The organism is Bifidobacterium sp. ESL0822 (assembly GCF_052606675.1).
This window is the reverse complement of the sequence record NZ_CP199596.1, coordinates 1,645,974-1,665,850: the sequence shown is the minus strand read 5'-3', so window position 1 is coordinate 1,665,850 and position 19,877 is coordinate 1,645,974. Positions and strand designations below refer to the sequence as shown.

The window sequence follows — 19,877 nt, the reverse complement described above, 5'->3', positions numbered from 1 at the left end:
TATTTTCTGACTTGTGGTTAATTGAACACAGGTTATTGTAAACTAATGAAGCATTAGATACGTAGTCTGTATATCGTCTGTCTTAATATGTTTGGGAAGGTGTAGCGATTGAACAGCGTTGCTCAAGATCCCGGCAATTACAAGGGCCAAGCGGGATTCGACAGTAGTGTAGCCTATAGCTATGGTCATGGTCCCGTATCCAATCCCGAAGTAGCTCCCGATTCTTTGCCGTTAGAGACAGCACCTACACAGACACTTCGTTTCATCAACCAGCAGTTCGACTCAACAGACAACACCAATTCCATCATCCAGCAACTTCGCCGAACCCCGCATTGGCGATATTGGTTCGTGGCTTCCCTCATTGCGGTAGACGTAGCTGTCATGTCAGTTTCACTTATGGTCAGTTTTCTAATTAAGCCACTATCCTTAAAGACCATAGAAAACTATATACCTGCCTTCTACTTTGGGCTAATCCAATGCTTGATATGGTTATTCAGCCTGTTGATTTGCGGAACCTACCACCGACATGTCATGTCAGAAGGTTACGGCCTTTACACCAAAATTTTTAACGCCGCTCTATTGGACATGGTAATAACCAGTTGCCTGGTATATATGCTCAATATAAGTCTTCCAAGAACTACTGCGATTATCGTGCCCGTCATAGCGGGTGTTTTAGAAGTACTCGCCCGCTGGATGGCCCGCCGCGCTTTACATCAATACCGTCAACAAGGCAAGTGCAAATATGACGCAATAATAGTAGGTTCTCAAGCTGGAATAGATAATATGCTAAACACCCTTGAAACCAGCGATGCTAGCGGATATACACCTATAGCGGTATGCCCGATCGCTCTTGATCCGAATTCGCCACACGGTGACATTATAGCTACTCCATACCACCAGCCAGACTCAGATACCAACTCTCAAATAAAAACAATTCCTAATAAGGGCATGCAAGATTGTCCACATGTGCATGTTGTCGCTTTCAACTCTCACTTTCCACGTACAGCAGAACGACTTGGTGCACAAATAGTCATTGTTACGGACGTCATTACCCGCGATAATCAAATCATGCATGCCCTATCCTTAGCCGTGGAATCATTAGGCATAGAACTGGGGTTATCCATATCGGTCGCGGATTTGAGTAGTCACCGCATTGATCTGGACTATTCAGGCATACAACCCATCCTCATTGCCAGTCTTCCTCAATATTCATCACTCACACGCTTCGTTAAACGAACCATGGACATCATAGGGTCCTTCCTCGCTCTCATCGTTTTCACGCCCTTTATAATCCTCCCCGCTGCCATTGCCATCAAGCTCGAGGATCATGGGCCGGCATTCTACAAACAAATACGCATTGGTCGCAACGGTAAGCCATTCCATTGCTATAAACTGCGTTCCATGTTTGTTAACGCAGACAGGTTTGATGCCCAGCTTGCTGAGGTAGCCGGGAAAAAATATGGTGCTCTTTTCAAAGTCGAGAACGATCCAAGGATAACCAAAGTGGGACGCTTCATACGTAAGTACTCTATTGATGAATTCCCCCAGTTCTTCAACGTGCTAAAAGGTGATATGTCGTTGGTCGGTCCCCGACCTCAGCAAGAGTATGAAGTGGCCGACTACGGGACACTTTACTCTACTCGCCTTTTAGTACGGCCGGGGATCACAGGGCCCTGGCAGATTTCCGGCCGTTCCGACCTCTCTCAAGAAGAAGCCGAACGTCTCGATGTTTCTTACATACAGCAATGGAGCGTTACGGGGGATTTGGCCATTCTTGCTAAAACGATTATGGCCGTATTGCGTCACACTGGTTCTTACTAATCAGTCCAAATTGCGTGTAAGTCCTAGTACTAGATTCCGACCGCGCAGTTAGAAGAATGTGAGTAAAAGCACAAATCAAATTCGATAAACTATATGATGTTAGAAGCCTAAGGAGAAACAGCAAATAAGCGGCAACAAGCAGGAGTGCACATGCCTAAAAAACATCTCGAAAAACCGTTCCAGGACAAATAACAAACCACCTGAGCATATGCGCAACGAATTTAATGCTCGTAAATACAAGTCTCACCGCTTGCACAATACGTTACTCATCACTTTCATAGTGTTCGCGGCGCTTCTACTATTAGCAGCAGGCTTCGGCTTCAAATTTTATCGTGACGCCATGCAGATCAAGAACCACGAAGAAGTCGCCTTTTCCTATATTTCCGGATTGAGTGCAGACAATATAATCCAGGATCCAGATACAGCTATTAGCGTAATACCTAAAGTACAAGCCGAAACTTCGGCTGCCAACCGTCTAGCTCACAGCAGAGTTTGGGACACAGCCTCTGTAATCCCTGGAATCGGCGATGATGTAAAGAATCTTCAGGGTATGGTCGAGATTGTAAATAGCATCTCACATGATTCACTCCCTGTTTTATCAGATACCATTCGTCAGCTCGTAAATACTGCATATGACCAGGGAAATGGACAAATCAATCTGAGACCCCTTACAGCAGCAGGGGCTGGATTCGCACAGGCGGATAAAAGCATACAAACGCAATCTGAAAAGCTCAAATCACTTCCTTATCCCCGAATCAGACAAGTACAGAACGTATACACCGAGGCAAAAAAGCAATTCTCCTACTTGGCTGACACGACAAGCAACCTCAACCGGGCTGTTCACGTTCTCCCGCAGTTACTTGGAATTCAAGGCCCACGCTCCTATATTATCGCAGCTCAAACACCTTCGGAATCTCGTTCAGGTGGAGGCCTTATAGGCTCTTTGGGCTCAATGCACGCTGATAATGGGATGGTTAAAGTTAACGACTTTCACCCCAATACAGAGTTTATCCGCCTAGGAGTCATAAGTACTGACGACCCAGATGGGATTTTTTCAGCGCCTCTGCATTTTGGCTTCGATATTCGAGATTTAACAGCGTATCCTGATTTTTCTCAAACTGCAAAGGCTGTTAATACTTGCTGGCAACGCTCTCCATATGCCGGACAGATTGATGGCGTCATCATGATCGACCCTGTATTCATACAAGAAGTAATCAAAATCAGCGGCAACATCAGGACTTCCAACGGTCAAATTCTCACCGGAGAAAATACTGCACAATTCTTTATGAATGACATATATAAAACATTTCCCGTGTATGAGCAGGATGCAGTATTTGCCGGTGTTGCGAAACAAGCCATGAACGGTGTCTTCGCGAAGATGAGTACAAAAAAAATTATGGCACTGTCAAAGCTACTTAAGCCAATGGCAGAGCAACGACATCTATACATGTATACGTTCCATGCGGATGAGGCCACGTACTTCCAAGGCTCGGGATTAGCCAAGGAAGCCCCTGATAACGAGGAGAAACCGGAAATTGGAATTTACCTTAATCAGAACAATCCTTCCAAACTGGACTGGTACCTTCACCGCAAAACTGACATCACACACACCTCAACTGCAACGGACGGAAGCAGAACTTATCATGTCAAATTCTCGATGACCAATGTCCTCACCCAGAGTGAAATGAGCGGTTTAACCAGTTACGTACTGGGCCAATCGAGCAACTTTACCTCAAGGGGCACTGCTTTGGAGAAAATGCTCTTCTACCCACCCGCAGGAGGATCCATCTCAAACATCCGGTATAAGGGTGGGGGCTGGCAGCCTAAACGTGCCGTATTCAATGGTAAACACCTTTATACCAGTCTGGCCTCCATACCTCCAGGTCAAACTGTCGTCTATGAGTACGATGTCACCACCTCACCAAAAGCCAAGACGGACCTGAACGTGGATCAGACTCCGATGGGTTGGGCCGACCCAGGTGTCACTTTCAATGACCTTACCGGCAACAATGAGCAGTAAGAACATGGTATAACCACACAGTTCCACAGGCCTGCAGAGCAGGAGGATTTTGAACCATCGGATCCATCTGTTTGATTTCAAATTCACTTAAAGGCATATACATGCGGTGATCATGCACTCGTTTTTCAACGAACACAAATAACCGATCGGCCCGGCCTGGGATTTCACATCCGGATAACCGGCATTGCCCGCAACTTTCTGTACGGATCGGGGCTTTGATTGATCATCTGCCGGGCACGGCAAAACATCAACCAATCGTAACCCTGATTCCTCGCCGCCTTCTGAATCACACACCGTGGATCTCTTCGGGGGGAGGAGGTTTAGAGTAGTTATTTTGTTTTCCCAAAGACTCATCGCCGAGGTGGCATAACCATATCAAGTTAGTGTTCGGCCACAATCCACATTTCAAAGGTGTGTGTATCAACCAAACCAGTCGCAAAAATACCGTTTGTGTAGGAATAGGAACCCAGCATAGCTCTTCGCCATATGTGATGACCAAGGAACTACAAAACGGAAGCTGCCATGCATTACTCAGCACATGGATGCTGCACCCACCTCGAAATCTCTGATTGTCAGACGCAGCGTCAATCAGCATAAATGAGGAGAGGATGTTTTGTTGGTTCTTGCCTGCTTTTACACTGGAGGCATGGCTGACAAGAAGGGCCCGACCAAGGGTTCGGGCGGCAAGCACCGCAACAAGCTGCGCGGCAGGGGGCCCACCCCCAGGGCCGAGGACCGCGTCTACCACAAGGCCTACAAGGCCCGGCAGGCGGCCCGCCGCAGGCAGGCGGCCGACCCACGGCTGGCGGCCCGCCGCCGGGCCGACCGGTTCACCTCCGACTCCGACGACCTGGTCATCGGCCGCAACGCGGTCCTGGAGGCCCTGCGCGCGGGCGTGCCGGCCAGCCAGCTCTACCTGGCCGCCCGGATGGAACACGACGACAGGACCAGGGAGATCGTCCGCCTGGCCGGGCAGGAGGGGCTCAACCTGCTGGAGGCCGACCGGCTGGAGATGAACCGCATCGCCCGGTCCGGCAGCCACCAGGGCGTGGCCCTCAAGGTGCGGCCCTACCAGTACGCCTCCCTGCAGAGCCTGGCCGACCGGGCCGAGAAGCACGCGGCCGCCCTGGAAGGGGCCGACCAGGCGACCAGGGTCGCCGCCCGCCCCCTGTTCATCGCCCTGGACGGGGTCACCGACCCGCAGAACCTCGGGGCCGTGATCCGATCCGCTGCGGCCTTCGGCGCCTCGGGGGTGATCCTGCCCGAACGGCGCAGCGCCACGGTCACAGCCGCGGCCTGGAAGGTCTCCGCCGGGGCCGCCGCCCACCTGCCCGTGGCCCGCGTGGTCAACCTGACCAAGGCCATCCAGGGACTCAAGGAACGCGGCTACTACGCGGTCGGCCTGGACGGCGCAGGCAACACCACCGTGGGCGAGACGGGCTTCGAGACCGACCCGCTGGTGGTGGTCCTGGGCTCCGAAGGCAAGGGGCTGAGCCGCCTGGTCCGCGAGCACTGCGACGCCCTGGCCTCCATCCCCATCTCCAGCTCGGTGGAATCCCTGAACGCCTCGGTCGCGGCCGGCATCAGCCTCTACGCCATAGCCACGGCACGCCGACGACCCGCCAGCCACACCCAATAACCCCAGACAGACACCGGCAACCTGAAGACAGACACGCCAGGAGGACGCCCAGACCGCACACGGCATCCAGCCCGCTGCAGACCGGATGCCGCACAGACCAACCAGTCAGCTGGAAGCCCAGACCGCATCATCCTGATCATCCTGATCGGCAGCCGCATCCAGACTGCCAGGAGCATAGACCGACCTCAACGAACCCCGACCACCACCCGCGTCCTCAAAGGCCGGCTGCGACGACACCTCCTCGACAGCCCGGTCACGGTCCGTCTGGGTGCCTGCTCCGTTCCGGCCTCCAGCGTCGGTTCGGCCAGTCACCCCACTGCCAGCTGCGTCTTGGCCTTCCACTTCATGGCCATTCGCATCCTTGTCAGTCCGATCGCGGCCGGCCTGCTCACCTTGACCAGCCTGGGCATGGCCGCCCTGCCAATTCATCTCATCGTCGACCACCCCGGCATCGGCCTCTTCGTTGATGGTCTTCATGTCCTCGGAATCCAGCCGGTACTCGGGCAGGGACTCGCTGATGTAGCTCTGCACGGCCTCGGCCATGGGCACATCGTGGCCGGCCTTCTCGGCCATCAGCCAGCGGTGGGTCAGCACCTCATGGAAGAACTGGGCCGGTTCGATCTGCGAGCGATATTCCGGCGGAATCATGCGCACGGTGGGCTCGAAGACCTCGCGCATCCAGTCGGTGGCCACGATCTCCAGGTCCTCGCCCTGACGCCAGGTGGATGCCCGGTAGGCATCCAAATCGTTGAGCAACCGCCGGGCCTGATTCTCCTGCACATCCAGACCGGTCAGCCTGAGCAACTTGCGGGAGGCATAGCCGGCATCGACCACCCTTGGGCGCACCAGCACCCGGTTGCCGTCCTCCTCGGTCTTCATCTCCAGCTCGTCCACGTCGAAGCCCAGATCGTTGAGCCTGTTGACGCGGCGCTCGATCTTCCACATCTCATCAGGATCGAAGCTGTCCACGTCCGTCAGAGCGCTCCAGAGGGAGTGATAGCGGTCCACCAGCCGGTTGCCAACGCCGACCTCGTCCACCTCGCCAGCCAGCAGGTTGCCGGAATCCAAATCCATGAGCTCGCCGATGATGTTGGTCCTGGCCAGGTCAATGTCGTACTCGCGCTGGCCATCCGTCAGACTGGGGTGCAAATCACCGGTCTCGGCATCGACCAGGAAGGCCGAGAAGGCATCGGCATCACGCAGGAAAAGCACGTTGGACAGGGAGACATCGCCCCAGTAGAAGCCGGCAAGATGGAGCCTTACCAGAAGGACCGCCAGGGCATCGATCAGCCGCTCTGCTGTATCCGGGCGCAGATTGCGGGCAAAGAGGGCACGGTAGGGCAGTGAGAACTTCAGGTGCTGGGTGACCAGCATGGCCTCAAGAGGCTCGCCCTCACGGGTGTGCCGTCCTGTGACCACGGCGATGGGGTTGACCGTGGGCAGCTCCAGTTTTTGCAGCTTGCGCAGGAGCTCGTACTCACGCTCAGCCACCCGCTGTGTGATTTCCTTCATGGCGTAGACATCGTCGCCCACGTGGACGAAGCGAACCACGTGTCGGGAGATGCCTCTGGGCAGGTTGGCCAGCAGATCCCGAGGCCAGGTGGCCAGCGGCCGCTCCCAAGGCAGGGTGAACATCCTGGGATTGGAGCTTGTGGCCGTGATGTGCAGGGCAGCCGGTTCCTGCTCGGAAGAGGGGTCGGCCGTGGTCTTTATCGAGGTGGCTTTCATGGCGCGAGGGTCCAGAGAGGAGGCCGTCGCCCGGTTGATGTTCACGCTAGTCATGCTTCATCCATCCCATCGCCGCCCATCCTATACGGGAAGAGCCCCGCACGGATGCGCCGCGCGGGGCCTCTGGTCACCCGGTCAAAAAGGAAAGGAAATGATATCAATGATTGATACAGGCCCTGCGGATCGGCGGGAAACCGTGGCCGAACCACAGGGTCACAGAAACGCTCAGTTCAGCCGCAGCTCACTGGCCGGGGAGAACAGGTGCATCTTTTCAGGATCGATGTGAATCTTGACCACATCGCCAACCTTGGGCAGGTCGCGCGGGTTGACGCGGATGGTGGTCAGCTTGTTCTGGTCGGACATGACGATGGCCTGCTCGGCCACGCTGTTGTCGGTCAGAATGTTGCCGTAGATGTAGCCGTCGGAACCCAGATCCTCAACGTTGGCCACCTTCAGGGAGAAGGCATCCGGATCGGAGGGGCTGGCCAGACCGGCATTCTCGGGACGGAAGCCCACGACGATCTTGCCCTGGTCCTCGGGAGTCAGCTTGTCGACGGCCTCGCGCGGCAGGCTGATGGTGTCCTCGCCGATCTTGGCCTGGCCGTTGACCACGGGGTGGATGTTGATGTTCATGGAGGGCGAGCCGATGAAGCCGGCCACGAAGACATTCTCAGGCCGATCGTAGAGCTCGGTGGGCGCACCCACCTGCTGCAGGACGCCCAGCTTGATGACGGCAATCCTGTCGCCCATGGTCAGAGCCTCGGTCTGATCGTGGGTCACATACAGGGTGGTGACGTGGAGCTGACGCTGCAGGGCCGCGATCTGGGTACGGGTCTGGACACGCAGCTTGGCGTCCAGGTTGGACAGAGGCTCATCCATCAGGAAGACCTTGGGCTGACGCACAATAGCGCGTCCCATGGCCACACGCTGACGCTGACCACCGGACAGAGCCTTGGGCTTGCGGTCCAGGTACTCGGTCAGATCCAGCACCTCGGCGGCCTTCTCCACCCGCTGGCGAATCTCGTCCTTGGGGGTGCCGGCGATCTTCAGGGCGAAGCCCATGTTGTCGGCCACGGTCATGTGAGGGTAAAGGGCGTAGTTCTGGAAGACCATGGCGATGTCGCGATCCTTGGGCTGCATGGTCGTCACGTCCCTGTCACCAATCATGATGCGTCCCTTGTTGACCTCCTCCAGGCCGGCCAGCATGCGCAGGGTAGTTGACTTTCCGCAGCCGGAAGGCCCTACCAGAACAAGGAATTCACCGTCTTTGATGTCCAGACTGAGGTCACTGACCGAGGGCTCATCGTTGCCCGGGTAGATACGAGTGACGTGGTCGAATACCACTTCTGCCATTGTTCATCCTTTCATCGGCAGGTACGTGCCGAACGATCCGTAGTGAAGGGTTGATTTTCACTGTGGTTCCGTCCCGGGGTCAACACCGACATCGGCATGGCCATGCGACGGTTTTCTATTTTGTGGTTAAGAGAAACTCTCCCTTGAGCCAGTGTCCACTATACACCAGGGTCTGAATTCGACGTGCGAACCCTTGCCGACTCAGTCCTTGGGCTTGTCGGAATCTTCGGCATCGCGCTCAAAGACCGTCCTGGCCACGTTGATCGCGTTGATGACCCTGGGGAATCCCACGTAGGGAGCACATTGGAGTATGGCTTCGACCACGGCCTGCTTGCTCAGGCCCACATTCAGGGCTCCCTGGATGTGAACGGCCAGCTGTGGAGCCGTGTCTCCCTGCGTCACCAGACTGCCTATGGTGACCAGCTCGCGCTGCTGAAGATCGAGTCCTTTCCGGGTGTATATGTCGCCAAAGGCGAATTCGACAATCCAGCGACCCAGGTCCGGCGCTATGTCCTGAAGGGAGTCGATGACAGCCTGACCTCCCTTGCCGTCGATAGCGGCCAAGGCCTCAGAGCCCTTTTCAAAGCGCGAAGCTTCCATGAAGCCCCTTCTTTCTGTTGTTCTGCATACTTCCCAGCCGAGAATATTGTATCAGCGCCTGTTTACGCATTATGCCGCCGGTGGTGGAGCCAACTCCGGCAATCTCGGACGCGGCGAAACAGCAGGAACCGCAATCAGGTGCTTTTCAACCTGTCGGGGCACAATGGAGATATGAGCGATCTTGAGGGTTTGGACCTAAGGCCGGGACGGCTGGTCGGGGGCTACACCCTGATTGAGCCCCTTGGTGGCGGAGCCATGGGGTCCGTCTGGCGCGCGCGGGATGGCGGGGGCCAGGACTACGCCATGAAGATTCTGCGGGAATCCTTGGAGGAGGACGAGCAGACCTCGCCAGACAACTCTGACGAACGGGACCGCGCCTCGGCTCGCGAGCGCCTGCGACGCGAGGCTCTGGCCCTGCAACGGATCCGTCATCCAGGCGTCTGCCGGATCGTGGATATGGAACTTGATGATGCCCTGGCCTTCATCGTGACCGAACTGATCGAGGGGCGCAACCTTCGCGACGACGTGGCTGTCAATGGCCCCTATCGGGGCGACGATCTGGAGCGGCTGGCACGGAAGCTGATCGATGCCGTCGCTGCCGTCCACCAGGCGGGCATCGTCCACCGGGACATCAAACCCACCAATGTCATGATTTCGGCCTCGGGTCCGGTGCTGGTGGACTTCGGCATCGCCATGGGCCAAGGGCAGAGCCATGTGACCCGGACCGGGCTGGTCATGGGAACCCCTGGCTTCATCGCCCCGGAGATCATCGACGGAGCCGAGGCCGACCAGGGAACCGACTGGTGGAGCACAGCCGCAGTTCTGGCCTATGCAGCCACTGGACGGGCGGTCTTCGGCGACAAACCCATGATGGCGGTCCTGGAACGGGAGGCCTCGGGCAATGCTGACCTGTCCGGACTGCCCATCGGCACCATGAAAGCCCTGCGCTCGGCCCTCTCCCCCGACCGAGGTGCGCGTTGCACACCCCAGGAGCTCCTGGAGGCCATCAGCCGGGATGCCATGGATCCGCAGGCCTGGCAAGGGGAGCAAGACGACCAGGGCACGGAAGGGCAGCAGAACGGCAAGGGCAGTCAGGAGACGATGCGCCCTTTTGGCGGCGGCTCTTCGGAGGCTGAGGAGCAGACCGACTCGCCCACCATGGTCGTTGAGCCGGCCACCATGCCTATGCCGCCTATTACGCGAGCTAATCCAGACAGTCCACGGACGGCCTGGTCACAGCCTCCGACAAACGGCAAAGCCGATGAACAGACGACCCTCCTGCCCGACTTGGAGCAACCCACCACCCTCTTGAATCCCCTTCCCGCAGCCCAGGAGCAGCAGGAGCAGACGCAGACCTGGCAGGACCGCCAGCCCCTGGCCGACCGCCAAGATCTTCAAGCCACCACCGTCCAGGATCCTCTTCCACCGGCACAGCCCCTGCCCAGCGGATACCGCAACGAGGCGAACACCCGCTGGCTGGGAGACCAACCCCCCGCCCAGATGCGACGCCTGTGCTACCTGAAAGCCGGAACCTCCTGCCTGGTAATGCTGGGAATCCTCCCCGCACTGCTGACAGCTCTGGCCCCGGTCTCCGCACTGGCCACCGCCGGAATCCTCCTCTGGGCCCTGAGCACCACAGGATGGAGCATAAAAGCCCAAATCGAACGGGAACTGCGTCGCGACGGCCCTAGGCGGGGCACCGATCGTCTGTTGAACGCAGCCGCCCTCCCCTGGCACCTGCTCAAGGGCCTGGCAGCCGCCCTACTCCGTCTGCCGGGCATGATCCTCGTCCAAGTCCTGGTCGCTCTGCCGCTGACCTGGGCGGGCGCCCTCACCACCGTTCGTGCCGGTCTGACCTTGGGCGAGCGCCTTCTGACCGTCCCCCTGCCAGCGGCCAGGCCCCTGTCCGCCGGCGGACTGGCCATGGCCCTGGCGACGCTTGCCGGCTGGATGTTGACGACTCTGCCGACGCAGGACCGCTCAGCCCCCAAGGCCAACAGCGGCAACATGGTCCTGCGCCTGGCGGCGGGCCGAATCCCTATGGGCCGCCAGGATCCCGAGGCACCGGGCAACCCCCGCCGCAGGTGGATTCTGCTCCTGATCTGGCTGCTGATTGTGGCCGTTCTCCTGGCCGGGCTGATTGTCCAGCCCTCCATGGACTGGGCCCCTATCCACCTGCTGCGTGCCTAAGGTCGTGCTCCACCCCTGACGGCTACACTGTGCTCAGTACGCCAAGGAAAGGATCCAGGTCATGTCCAAGGGCAAGCAGAACCGCAAGGCCGCGCTCAAGGCCCAGGAAGAGGCCCGTCGGCTCCAGGAGGCCAAGGAACGCCGCCAGCAGACCACGATCGGCGTCATCGTCACCGTGGCGCTCATCATCCTGATCGCTCTGGGCGGATTCCTCTACTGGCGCAGCCATCGCCCGGTCAAGTCCCAGGACCTGGGGCAGGCCCGTCAGGCCGTCGCAAAGGTCAAGGAAAAGCCCTCGGCCGCCAATGACCAGGGCGGCTTTCTGATCAGCTCCCAGGGACTCAACAAGCCGGTGGCCAAGGCTCCGACCGTGGAGATCTACATGGACTTCATGTGCCCAGGCTGCGGCGCCCTGCATCGCGGGTTGGACTCCACACTGACCGGTCTGGTGGATGCCGGCCAAATCAACCTGGTCATCTACCCCATGAGCTTCATGGACCGGCTCTCCACGGACAACTACTCGACCAGGACGGGCACGGCCACCATCTACGTGGCACAGCACGATCCGGACCACCTACTGCCCTTCATCGCCAACCTCTACGCCAAGGACTTCCAACCGGACGAATCCGACTACCACCCCGTCAGCAACGACAAGATCCGTCAGCAGGCCATCAAGGCCGGGGTTGATCCCAAGGTTGCCGACCAGGCGCTCAAGGGCCACTACCGGGACTGGATCAAGGCCATGGACGCCTATACCCCCCTGCGCAAGGAACTCTGGAATCCCTCCGGTTCCAATAAGGGACAGATGACCACGCCCACGGTTCGCATCAACGGCAATTACTGGGAGCTGGGCAACCTGTCCCGGGCGGGATTGGACTACAGTTCGGGCCTGCTCAAGGCTCTGGGTCTGGACCAGTCCAAGGTGGGCGTCAAGGGAGCCATGCCGGCCATCGGCGCCTCCGGCCATCCGCGCTCACTGGACTGAGCTGGGCACGGCGAGAGAAATTTCGCGTCCAGCGTCCCCTTGGGGGCACGGTGATGGTACGATATCATTCCGTACCGCGGCCCGGAATGCTGTAATGGACCACCGGGACCGCCTCCTTAGCTCAGTTGGCCAGAGCAGCCGCCTTGTAAGCGGCAGGTCGTCAGTTCGACTCTGACAGGAGGCTCTACGCCAGGAACGAACCATAAATCCTACTGTTCGGCTTTGTCTCCGGGCAGGTTATAATAGTGGACATTACCTGGATAATTGCAAATACTTCCCTCGAGTAAGTCATTTCGGAGGCTCGTTCTCCGAAGTACGAACGGAGCTTTTCCCCAACCATCTCCGTTCGTATTCGAGGACGGGATCATTCCCCTTCATTCCCGTCCTCTTGACGTTGATCCGCCGGCCCAGGGCCCGGGTCTTGAAAAGCCGACTGACCGATGACGGTCAAGTCGGCTTTTTTGTTGCCACTCCCTCTGCGACAAATGTGGATATTTGCCCGACCTTGCGGATTGTGCGGCCTCGTTCCATGCCCGCGCCGTTAGAATTGCCGGGTACGGACAAGGCAGGAACGGGAGGCGAGCACATGGCCAGACGCTGGACACCGCGGCGTTTCATCGTGCTCAGAAGGATTCGCGTGGTCTCCTGCGCCCTCCTGGTCGTTCTGGCAATGATCCTGACCTTCGGCGTTACTGCGCGCAAGAGCGTAGCGCTAAGCGTCAATGGGCAGACCAAGATGGTGACCACCTACGCCTACAGCGTGGACGGTCTGCTGCGCCAGCAGGGAATCAAGGTCAAGACCCACGACTTGGTTGATTCCACCTCCGGAGGCCAGCTGCACAACCACGCGGCGGTCACTGTGCGCTCCGCCTATCAGACCACTATCGTCATCCAGGGCCAGCGGGTGCCCTTCTGGACCACGGCCACCAGCATGGACCAGCTGCTTGGGTTCTTCGAGGAGAACCGCAAGCAGGCCATGAAGGTCACCGTGGATGTAGGCAACATCTACAACCAGCTGACCGGCGGTCTGGTCATCAACCAGGCAGGGCCGGTCACGGTCATAGCTGACGGGAAGACCTCGGTAGCCCCTGACGGCAAGCTTCCAGCAGCATCCATCCTGGACTCCAAGGGCATCGTGCTGGGCAAGGAGGACCGGGTCAGCGTGGAGCATGACCAGGGCACCACTGTGCTGCGGGTCCAACGGGTCACCCACGGAAACACTCAAAAAACAATCCCTATACCCTTCGCTACGAGGACCGTGGTCGACCCGAGCCTGGCGCCCGGTCAGACCCAGGTGCGACAAGCGGGCGTAGCCGGTCAACGCCTGCAGACCATACAGGTCACCTACGTGGACGGACAGGCCGAATCGGAGCAGGTGGTCAAGGAGGAGACCGTAGCCATGCCAGTGGATCAGGTGGTGGCCGTCGGTCCCGACAAGCCGAAAGAGGAACAGAACAGCGGGCAGCAGTCCAAGGAGGACACAGGCAAGGACTCCCAGCAGACGCAGAAGACGCCCTCTCCGAGCCCCTCGCCCAGCCAGGATTCGCAGTCGGCAACGACACCGACCCCTACGCCAACACAGACCAAGCCTCCGCAGACGACCAAGCCGAAACAACCAAGCCCACCGGCTCCAGCTCAGCCCGAGAACAAACCAGCCCCGTCGCCAGCGCCGAGTCCATCTCGTGACGGTCTTTGGCATGCGGAACCTGGTGTAGCCCAGGTCTACGCCGGGGGTGCAGCAGCCCAGCGCGGATGGACGGGTTCGCAATTCAATGACCTGGTGACACTCTGGAACAAGGAGTCAAGCTGGCTCTGGTATGCCCAGAACCCCAGTTCACCCGCCTATGGCATTCCCCAGGCTAACCCTGGCTTCAAGATGGCGCAATTCGGAGCCAATTGGCGTGACGATGCTGCTGTCCAGATTGATTGGGGCCTCTACTACATCGCACAACGGTACGGCAGTCCTAGTGCGGCCATGAGCTACTGGAACGTACATCATAACTACTGATCCCCTAACCACATCCACGAGCAACGAACCGACATGAACACTAAAACTGAGAGCGACCGCCTCCTGGGAGCAGCCGACATCCGACGCATCGCCGACCAGATCGACATCCACCCCACTAAACGATTGGGGCAGAACTTCGTCATCGATCCAGGAACCGTCCGCAGGATCGTGCGTCTGGCGGGGGTGGCATCCGGCCAGCCAGTTCTGGAAGTAGGTCCTGGTCTGGGATCCCTGACTCTCGGTTTGCTAGAGATGGGCTGCCTGGTGACCGCCGACGAGATTGATCCCGCCCTGGCCCGGCAGCTGCCGCAGACCGTCCGCGAGCGCATGCCGGAGAGCCTGGACCGGCTGACCGTGGTCGACCGGGATGCCCTGACCATGACCCCTCAGCTGGCAGGTGATGCAGGCACGACCGCCGACCTGACCATGGTGGCCAACCTGCCCTACAACGTAGCCACTCCGATCATTCTGACCCTCCTGGCCCGGTTCGCCAATCTGAGCCGGTTCCTGGTCATGGTCCAGAAGGAGGTGGCGGACCGGCTGACGGCCACCCCGGGCTCCAAGGTCTACGGCGCTCCCAGTCTGAAGCTGGCCTGGTATGGGCATGCCGCCCAGGCGGGCAGAATCGGGCGCCATGTCTTCTGGCCAGCCCCCAACGTGGACTCGGCACTGGTCTCCTTCACCCGGGACAAGGACGGACGCGGACGCACGGACGAGGGAACGAGGACCCGAGTCTTCTCCCTGATTGATGCCGCCTTCGGACAGCGCCGCAAAACCCTACACGCCGCCCTGAAGGGCCTGGTGACCGCTGAAGTCTTCCAGGCCGCAGGCATCGACCCTGCACGCCGGGGGGAAACCATGACCATCGAGGAGTTCGTCGCCCTGGAGCAAGCCCGCCGCGAGGTGGCCGCTTGAGCCCGGCAGTCGGAAGGGACGGCATTGCCCTCTACTGTCCCGCCAAGATCAATCTAAGGCTTCGTGTCGGTCCGGCCCAAGCCGAACTTGAAGGGCGACACCGCCTGGACACCATTTACAGCGCTGTGGGAATCTGGGATCGGGTGGAACTACGTCGGACAGAACCCGGCAACGGCTTCCGCTTGAGCCTGGAGGGCGACCACTTGGGCGACCTGAACCGCCGTGATGCCGATCCACGCGCCAACCTGGCCGTCAAGGCCCTTCTGGCCATGGCACAGGCCACCGGGCACCAGCCTGATGTGGCTATTCACATCCTCAAACGGATACCGGTGGGCGCCGGGCTGGCCGGTGGATCCGCGGATGCTGCCGGAACCATGCTGGGGTTGAACCGGCTCTGGAATCTTGGAATGGCTGCCGCCGAGCTGGACCGCATCGCCGCCAGGCTGGGCGCGGACCTGCCCTTCTGCCTGCATGGAGGGCTCAGCAGAGGTACAGGTTTCGGCCAAATTCTTGAGCCCCTGGATCCGGATGGCCTGCAGGCCCAGCGGCTGTCCCGTGCTGGGCTGACCGGACACCTCCTGATCGGTGCCTACGAAGATCAGCTGAGCACAGCCCATGTCTACAAGGCCTTCGATCTGATCGGACCCGGCCCCAAGGACCCGAACGACCTGCAGGAGACCGCCTGCACCCTGCACCCGCGCTCGCGCCAGGCTCTGGACCTTGCCCGGCAGGCAGGCATCGGACCGGCCTTTGTCTCTGGATCGGGCCCCTCCGTGGTAGTCATGGCCCCTCACCCCGAGCAGGCAATCGCATTGATAAGGCTCTGGCGGGAGCAAAATGCCGTGGACAGGATAATCGAGGCTGACTCGCCAGTCCTGCCCAGGATGGTCCCCCTGAGAGTCACCCATGGACAGTAGAGTAGGCAGCATGACGAATCCCGAACCACTCGACGAACGCGAGGCCCGCAGGCAGTTCGTACGACGGCGGCAGAAGATGGTTTTCACCATAGTCGTCAGCGCTCTGGTTGTTATCCTTATCATCTGCGGTCTGATTATCTTCGAGTCCATCGGGCATACCGCCAAACATGCCAGCATCACCAAGCCCAACTATGGTGTCGCCGTGCCCTGCCCGCCTGACAAGTCCAAGCTGGTCAACCACCCCGACATCCGTGTGCGGGTGCTCAACGGAACCAACAAGTCAGGTTTGGCCACTGCCCTGGCCTCTGCCCTGCGTAATCGGGGATTCAATATGCAGGATGTGGCGGACTATCCGGGCAAGACCGAGACAGCCCGTACCGAGATACGTTTCGGAGCTTCGGCCATTGACCGTGGCTACACAGTGGGATCCCAATTCAATGATGCCATTCTGATCATGGACGACCGCAGTGACGATCTGATTGACGTAGTCGTCGGGGCCACTTTTACCGATCTTAACGACGAGGACAGCACCCCTGTCGTAGGACGTAGAATCGAAGCCATCAAGGGCTGCCAGGCCGACCCCTCCTCCATGAAGAACCTGCCCAAGGCTCCCAAGGCCTGACGCCGCAGCAATGTTGCCGGCCTGGCATCCCGCCCAGGAGCGCGGACCCGGCTGTTGCAGAACCCCCAACAGGAGGCGTTTGCGCGCCGTGATATGGTAGCAAGCGTAATACCCTTGGTTGGCGGGTGTTTGCGCGCTTGATACAGTTTCTTAGTACAGTTTTGAGTGTGATGTCCGGGGGATGCTGTAGCAGGCTCTGCGAAGAAGGGGGTCGACTCATCTTGCGTCAACGTTCGGGCATGGCAGCCGCCGCCCTGGCCTTTCTCCTAGCCCTGTCCTGCACACCTGCTTTGGCCGGGAACATCAGCGGCCCATCCGGAACAGCCACGCCCACCACCCTGGACAAACAGCAAGGAGGAGGGGGTCTGGAGAACCCCGACAGGGATGATAGCCCGCAGGCCGTATCGCCGTCCTCCCCCCCCCCGTCAACGTCCTCACCCCTGCCAACGCCCTCGCCTCTGAGCCACACGACCCCGATGCCCTCCTCACCCACACTCGATGCTGCCGACGATGCTGCTGCCGTCCAGGCCCAATCCTCCGCAGCCTGGACGGTCAGCTTCGACACGGCAGGCGGCGGCAGCGTCGACAGGCAGACCGTCCCCGACGGGGGCCAGGCCAGTCGGCCCAGCCCCGACCCCGCCAGGGACGGATACCTGTTCGACGGCTGGTTCCAAGGCGACGTTGCCTACGACTTCACCCAGCCCGTCACCGGCAGCACCACCCTCACCGCTCACTGGACCAAGGGAGACGGCTATTGGGCCATCAGCCCCAGCCAAGGGCCCATAGCCGGAGGCGCCAAGGTCACCTCACCCCGCCCGCGCGACGCGGCATCAGACTCAGCCAGCTCAGCATGGGAGGCCTTCATTCCGCTGCCATAGGCTCGGACGGCAACCTCTACACCTGGGGGTGGAACTACACCGGCCAGCTGGGCGACGGCACCACCACCGACCGGCAGACGCCGACCCTGGTAGGCAAGCCCCAAGGAGCGCCCAAAGGATTCACCTGGAAACAATCCGGCGTGGGATGGTATCATTCCGCAGCCATCGGCTCCGACGGCCAGCTTTACACCTGGGGAAACAACGGCAACGGTCAGCTGGGGCGCGCCCCCTCCAACGCCTGGCCGGCCAGCCGGCCGGGACCGGTCAGCTTCCCCGGAGAGCCGCAGACCACCAGCGTATGCTTCGGCCAGAATCAGGAGCAGGGCACGTGCCTCGCCGCAGGCAAGGACCTCAAGCCCAGCCCCGACGGCACCTGGAAGGTGACCACTCCCCCTTACACGCCGGGGCTGGCGCCCGTGGCCATCGACTGGACCCAGGACGGCAAACAGCAGGAAACTGACAAGGACAACACCTACCGGTACCTGCCCATCGCCAGCCTGCCCCTGACCGGAGGCGACGGCATGCTCCTTCTGCTCGCCATAGGACTGCTCACCGCAGGAGCCGCCACAGCCGCCAAAAGCCGCCAAAAGCAGGCCCGCACGACAGGCAGCATGAACACTTCACACAAGTAAGCAACAGTCCGGGCCGTACAACAATCACAGCCAATACCAGCCTGGCACCTGATGACCAGGCAAACATCTTCCACATATAATCCGGCGGCAGCTGAACCTGCAGAATGCGGACCAGGCCTGGCTCTAGCCCTGGCTTTGCCACCAGTCCCGCAGCTCCTGCTCGGCTGTCTGCTGGTCGACCGGGCCCTGATCCAGGCGGTAGTCCATCATGTGCCGATAGGCACGCCCCACCTGCGGTCCAGGCTTGAGGCCCAGAATCTGCATGATCTGTTGTCCATTCAAGTCGGGCCGGATGGCATCCAGATCCTCCTGCCGACGCAGTTGAGCCACCCTGTCCTCCAACTCGTCCATAGCGGAGGAGAAGACCTGGGCCTTGCGCTTGTTGCGGGTGGTCGCATCGGCCCGGGTCAGGCGATTGAGCCGCTCATAAAGCGGACCTGTCTCCCGGGCGTAGCGGCGTACGGCCGCATCGGTCCACCGCTCGTCCACATAGCCGTGGAAACGCAGGTGCATGGAGATCAGGTCGCAGACGTCGGCGATCAGGTGGTGGTCGAAGCGCAGGGCCTTCAGGCGCTTGCGGGCCAACCGGGCCCCGACTGCATCATGGTGATGGAAGCTGACCTTGCCGCCGGGCTCAAAGCGTCTGGTGGCGGGCTTGCCGATGTCGTGCAGCAGGGCGGCCAGGCGCAGGGTCAGGTCCGGGGCGGGCACAGGTCCGTCAGGTCCTGTCTCCAGGGCGATGGCCCGGTCCACCACCATCAGGGTGTGCTCGAAAACGTCCTTGTGCCGGTGATGCTCGTCTATCTCCAGCTGCAGGGCGGGGATCTCGGGCAGAACGATGTCGGCCAAGCCGGACTGCACCAGGGCCTCGATGCCCTGGACGGGGTGGTCGGACAGCATGAGCTTGGTCAGCTCGTCGCGAATCCGCTCGGCCGAGACGATGCTGATTCGATCGGTCATGCGGGTGATGGCCTCGGCTGTCTCCGGAGCGATGGTGAATCCCAGCTGGGCCACGAACCGCACGGCCCGCATCATCCGCAGGGGGTCGTCGTCGAAGGACTGACGGGGGTCCACCGGGGTCCGCAGCACCTGCTTGGCCAGATCGTTGGCCCCCCGGTAGGGGTCTACGAAGACCAGGTCGGGCACCCGTAGGGCCATGGCATTGACAGTGAAATCGCGCCTTGAAAGATCGCCCTCAAGGCTGTCCCCATAGTCCACCTCGGGCTTGCGGGAGTTGGGATCGTAGGTGTCTCGCCGGTAGGTGGTCACCTCCACCTTGACCTCGGTTCCGTCAGGACGCCGTCGCAGCGCGCCCAAGGTGCCGAATTTGCGCCCCATGTCCCAGAAGCCCGACCCCCAATGGCGCAGGATGGGCTCGAACTGCTCGGGTCTGGCCGAGGTGCAGAAGTCCAGGTCGTGGGAGGGCCGGTGCAGGAGCAAATCGCGTACAGGACCCCCTACCAACGCCAGTTCATATCCCTGCTCAGCGAAGAGGCGCCCGAGCTCGATGGCCTCCGGCCAGACTTGGAAATCCACGCTCACCCTTTCCTACGGAGTTGATGCGCCTAC

14 protein-coding genes, 1 tRNA gene and 1 pseudogene are annotated in these 19,877 nt (G+C 59.8%); 12 read left to right on the top strand and 4 right to left on the bottom strand.

What is annotated here, in order from left to right:
• The first annotated feature begins 108 nt into the window (after nucleotides 1–108).
• From ACUIAF_RS06485 to rlmB, 3 genes are all read left to right on the top strand, one after another.
• Entirely contained in the window at nucleotides 109–1,821 is a 1,713-nt protein-coding gene (locus tag ACUIAF_RS06485) for a sugar transferase (protein ID WP_445338252.1), read from the top strand.
• A 208-nt stretch (nucleotides 1,822–2,029) separates the two neighbouring features.
• On the top strand, nucleotides 2,030–3,841 hold the full coding sequence (locus tag ACUIAF_RS06480; RefSeq protein ID WP_445338251.1) for a DUF4012 domain-containing protein: 1,812 nt from the start codon (nucleotides 2,030–2,032) through the stop codon (nucleotides 3,839–3,841).
• Between the two features lie 646 nt (nucleotides 3,842–4,487).
• Complete coding sequence (rlmB, locus tag ACUIAF_RS06475; protein WP_445338249.1) at nucleotides 4,488–5,480, top strand: 23S rRNA (guanosine(2251)-2'-O)-methyltransferase RlmB; 993 nt, start codon at nucleotides 4,488–4,490, stop codon at nucleotides 5,478–5,480.
• A 420-nt stretch (nucleotides 5,481–5,900) separates the two neighbouring features.
• On the opposite strand, the pseudogene ACUIAF_RS06470 reads toward rlmB, so the two are convergent.
• The 3 genes and pseudogenes from ACUIAF_RS06470 to ACUIAF_RS06460 form a co-directional block, all read right to left on the bottom strand.
• Nucleotides 5,901–7,262: pseudogene (locus ACUIAF_RS06470) on the bottom strand (DUF4032 domain-containing protein); the annotation flags it as partial.
• Nucleotides 7,263–7,433: 171 nt separating this feature from the next.
• Nucleotides 7,434–8,561, bottom strand: coding sequence for an ABC transporter ATP-binding protein (locus ACUIAF_RS06465; protein WP_445338248.1), 1,128 nt, complete (start codon nucleotides 8,559–8,561; stop codon nucleotides 7,434–7,436).
• 201 nt (nucleotides 8,562–8,762) lie between these two features.
• The gene (locus tag ACUIAF_RS06460; RefSeq protein WP_154312993.1) at nucleotides 8,763–9,161 is read right to left on the bottom strand and encodes a carboxymuconolactone decarboxylase family protein; all 399 of its coding nucleotides are present in this window, start codon (nucleotides 9,159–9,161) and stop codon (nucleotides 8,763–8,765) included.
• A 171-nt stretch (nucleotides 9,162–9,332) separates the two neighbouring features.
• Between ACUIAF_RS06460 and ACUIAF_RS06455 the strand changes: the two genes are divergently transcribed.
• The 9 genes from ACUIAF_RS06455 (at nucleotide 9,333) to ACUIAF_RS06415 (ending at nucleotide 18,308) form a co-directional block, all read left to right on the top strand.
• Nucleotides 9,333–11,351: a serine/threonine-protein kinase gene (locus ACUIAF_RS06455; protein WP_445338246.1), complete on the top strand. Its 2,019-nt coding sequence runs from the start codon at nucleotides 9,333–9,335 to the stop codon at nucleotides 11,349–11,351.
• Nucleotides 11,352–11,412: 61 nt separating this feature from the next.
• Nucleotides 11,413–12,336 (top strand): DsbA family protein, encoded by a 924-nt coding sequence (locus ACUIAF_RS06450; RefSeq protein WP_445338244.1) that lies wholly within the window; start codon nucleotides 11,413–11,415, stop codon nucleotides 12,334–12,336.
• A 110-nt stretch (nucleotides 12,337–12,446) separates the two neighbouring features.
• Nucleotides 12,447–12,520, top strand: a tRNA-Thr gene (locus tag ACUIAF_RS06445).
• Nucleotides 12,521–12,922: 402 nt separating this feature from the next.
• Complete coding sequence (locus ACUIAF_RS06440; protein ID WP_445338242.1) at nucleotides 12,923–14,344, top strand: G5 domain-containing protein; 1,422 nt, start codon at nucleotides 12,923–12,925, stop codon at nucleotides 14,342–14,344.
• A gap of 33 nt (nucleotides 14,345–14,377) precedes the next feature.
• Nucleotides 14,378–15,259 (top strand): 16S rRNA (adenine(1518)-N(6)/adenine(1519)-N(6))-dimethyltransferase RsmA, encoded by an 882-nt coding sequence (rsmA, locus tag ACUIAF_RS06435; protein WP_445338241.1) that lies wholly within the window; start codon nucleotides 14,378–14,380, stop codon nucleotides 15,257–15,259.
• Nucleotides 15,256–16,176: a 4-(cytidine 5'-diphospho)-2-C-methyl-D-erythritol kinase gene (locus tag ACUIAF_RS06430; RefSeq protein ID WP_445338239.1), complete on the top strand. Its 921-nt coding sequence runs from the start codon at nucleotides 15,256–15,258 to the stop codon at nucleotides 16,174–16,176. The genes rsmA and ACUIAF_RS06430 overlap by 4 nt, the downstream gene beginning before the upstream one ends.
• Before the next feature lie 10 nt (nucleotides 16,177–16,186).
• On the top strand, nucleotides 16,187–16,798 hold the full coding sequence (locus tag ACUIAF_RS06425; protein WP_015022681.1) for a LytR C-terminal domain-containing protein: 612 nt from the start codon (nucleotides 16,187–16,189) through the stop codon (nucleotides 16,796–16,798).
• A gap of 221 nt (nucleotides 16,799–17,019) precedes the next feature.
• Nucleotides 17,020–17,676 (top strand): InlB B-repeat-containing protein, encoded by a 657-nt coding sequence (locus tag ACUIAF_RS06420; protein ID WP_445338237.1) that lies wholly within the window; start codon nucleotides 17,020–17,022, stop codon nucleotides 17,674–17,676.
• Nucleotides 17,649–18,308: an LPXTG cell wall anchor domain-containing protein gene (locus ACUIAF_RS06415; RefSeq protein ID WP_445338235.1), complete on the top strand. Its 660-nt coding sequence runs from the start codon at nucleotides 17,649–17,651 to the stop codon at nucleotides 18,306–18,308. Before ACUIAF_RS06420 ends, ACUIAF_RS06415 begins: the two co-directional genes overlap by 28 nt.
• Nucleotides 18,309–18,431: 123 nt before the next feature.
• Here ACUIAF_RS06415 and ACUIAF_RS06410 read toward each other — a convergent pair whose 3' ends face one another.
• Nucleotides 18,432–19,844, bottom strand: coding sequence for a CCA tRNA nucleotidyltransferase (locus ACUIAF_RS06410; protein ID WP_445338233.1), 1,413 nt, complete (start codon nucleotides 19,842–19,844; stop codon nucleotides 18,432–18,434).
• Between the last annotated feature and the right edge of the window lie 33 nt (nucleotides 19,845–19,877).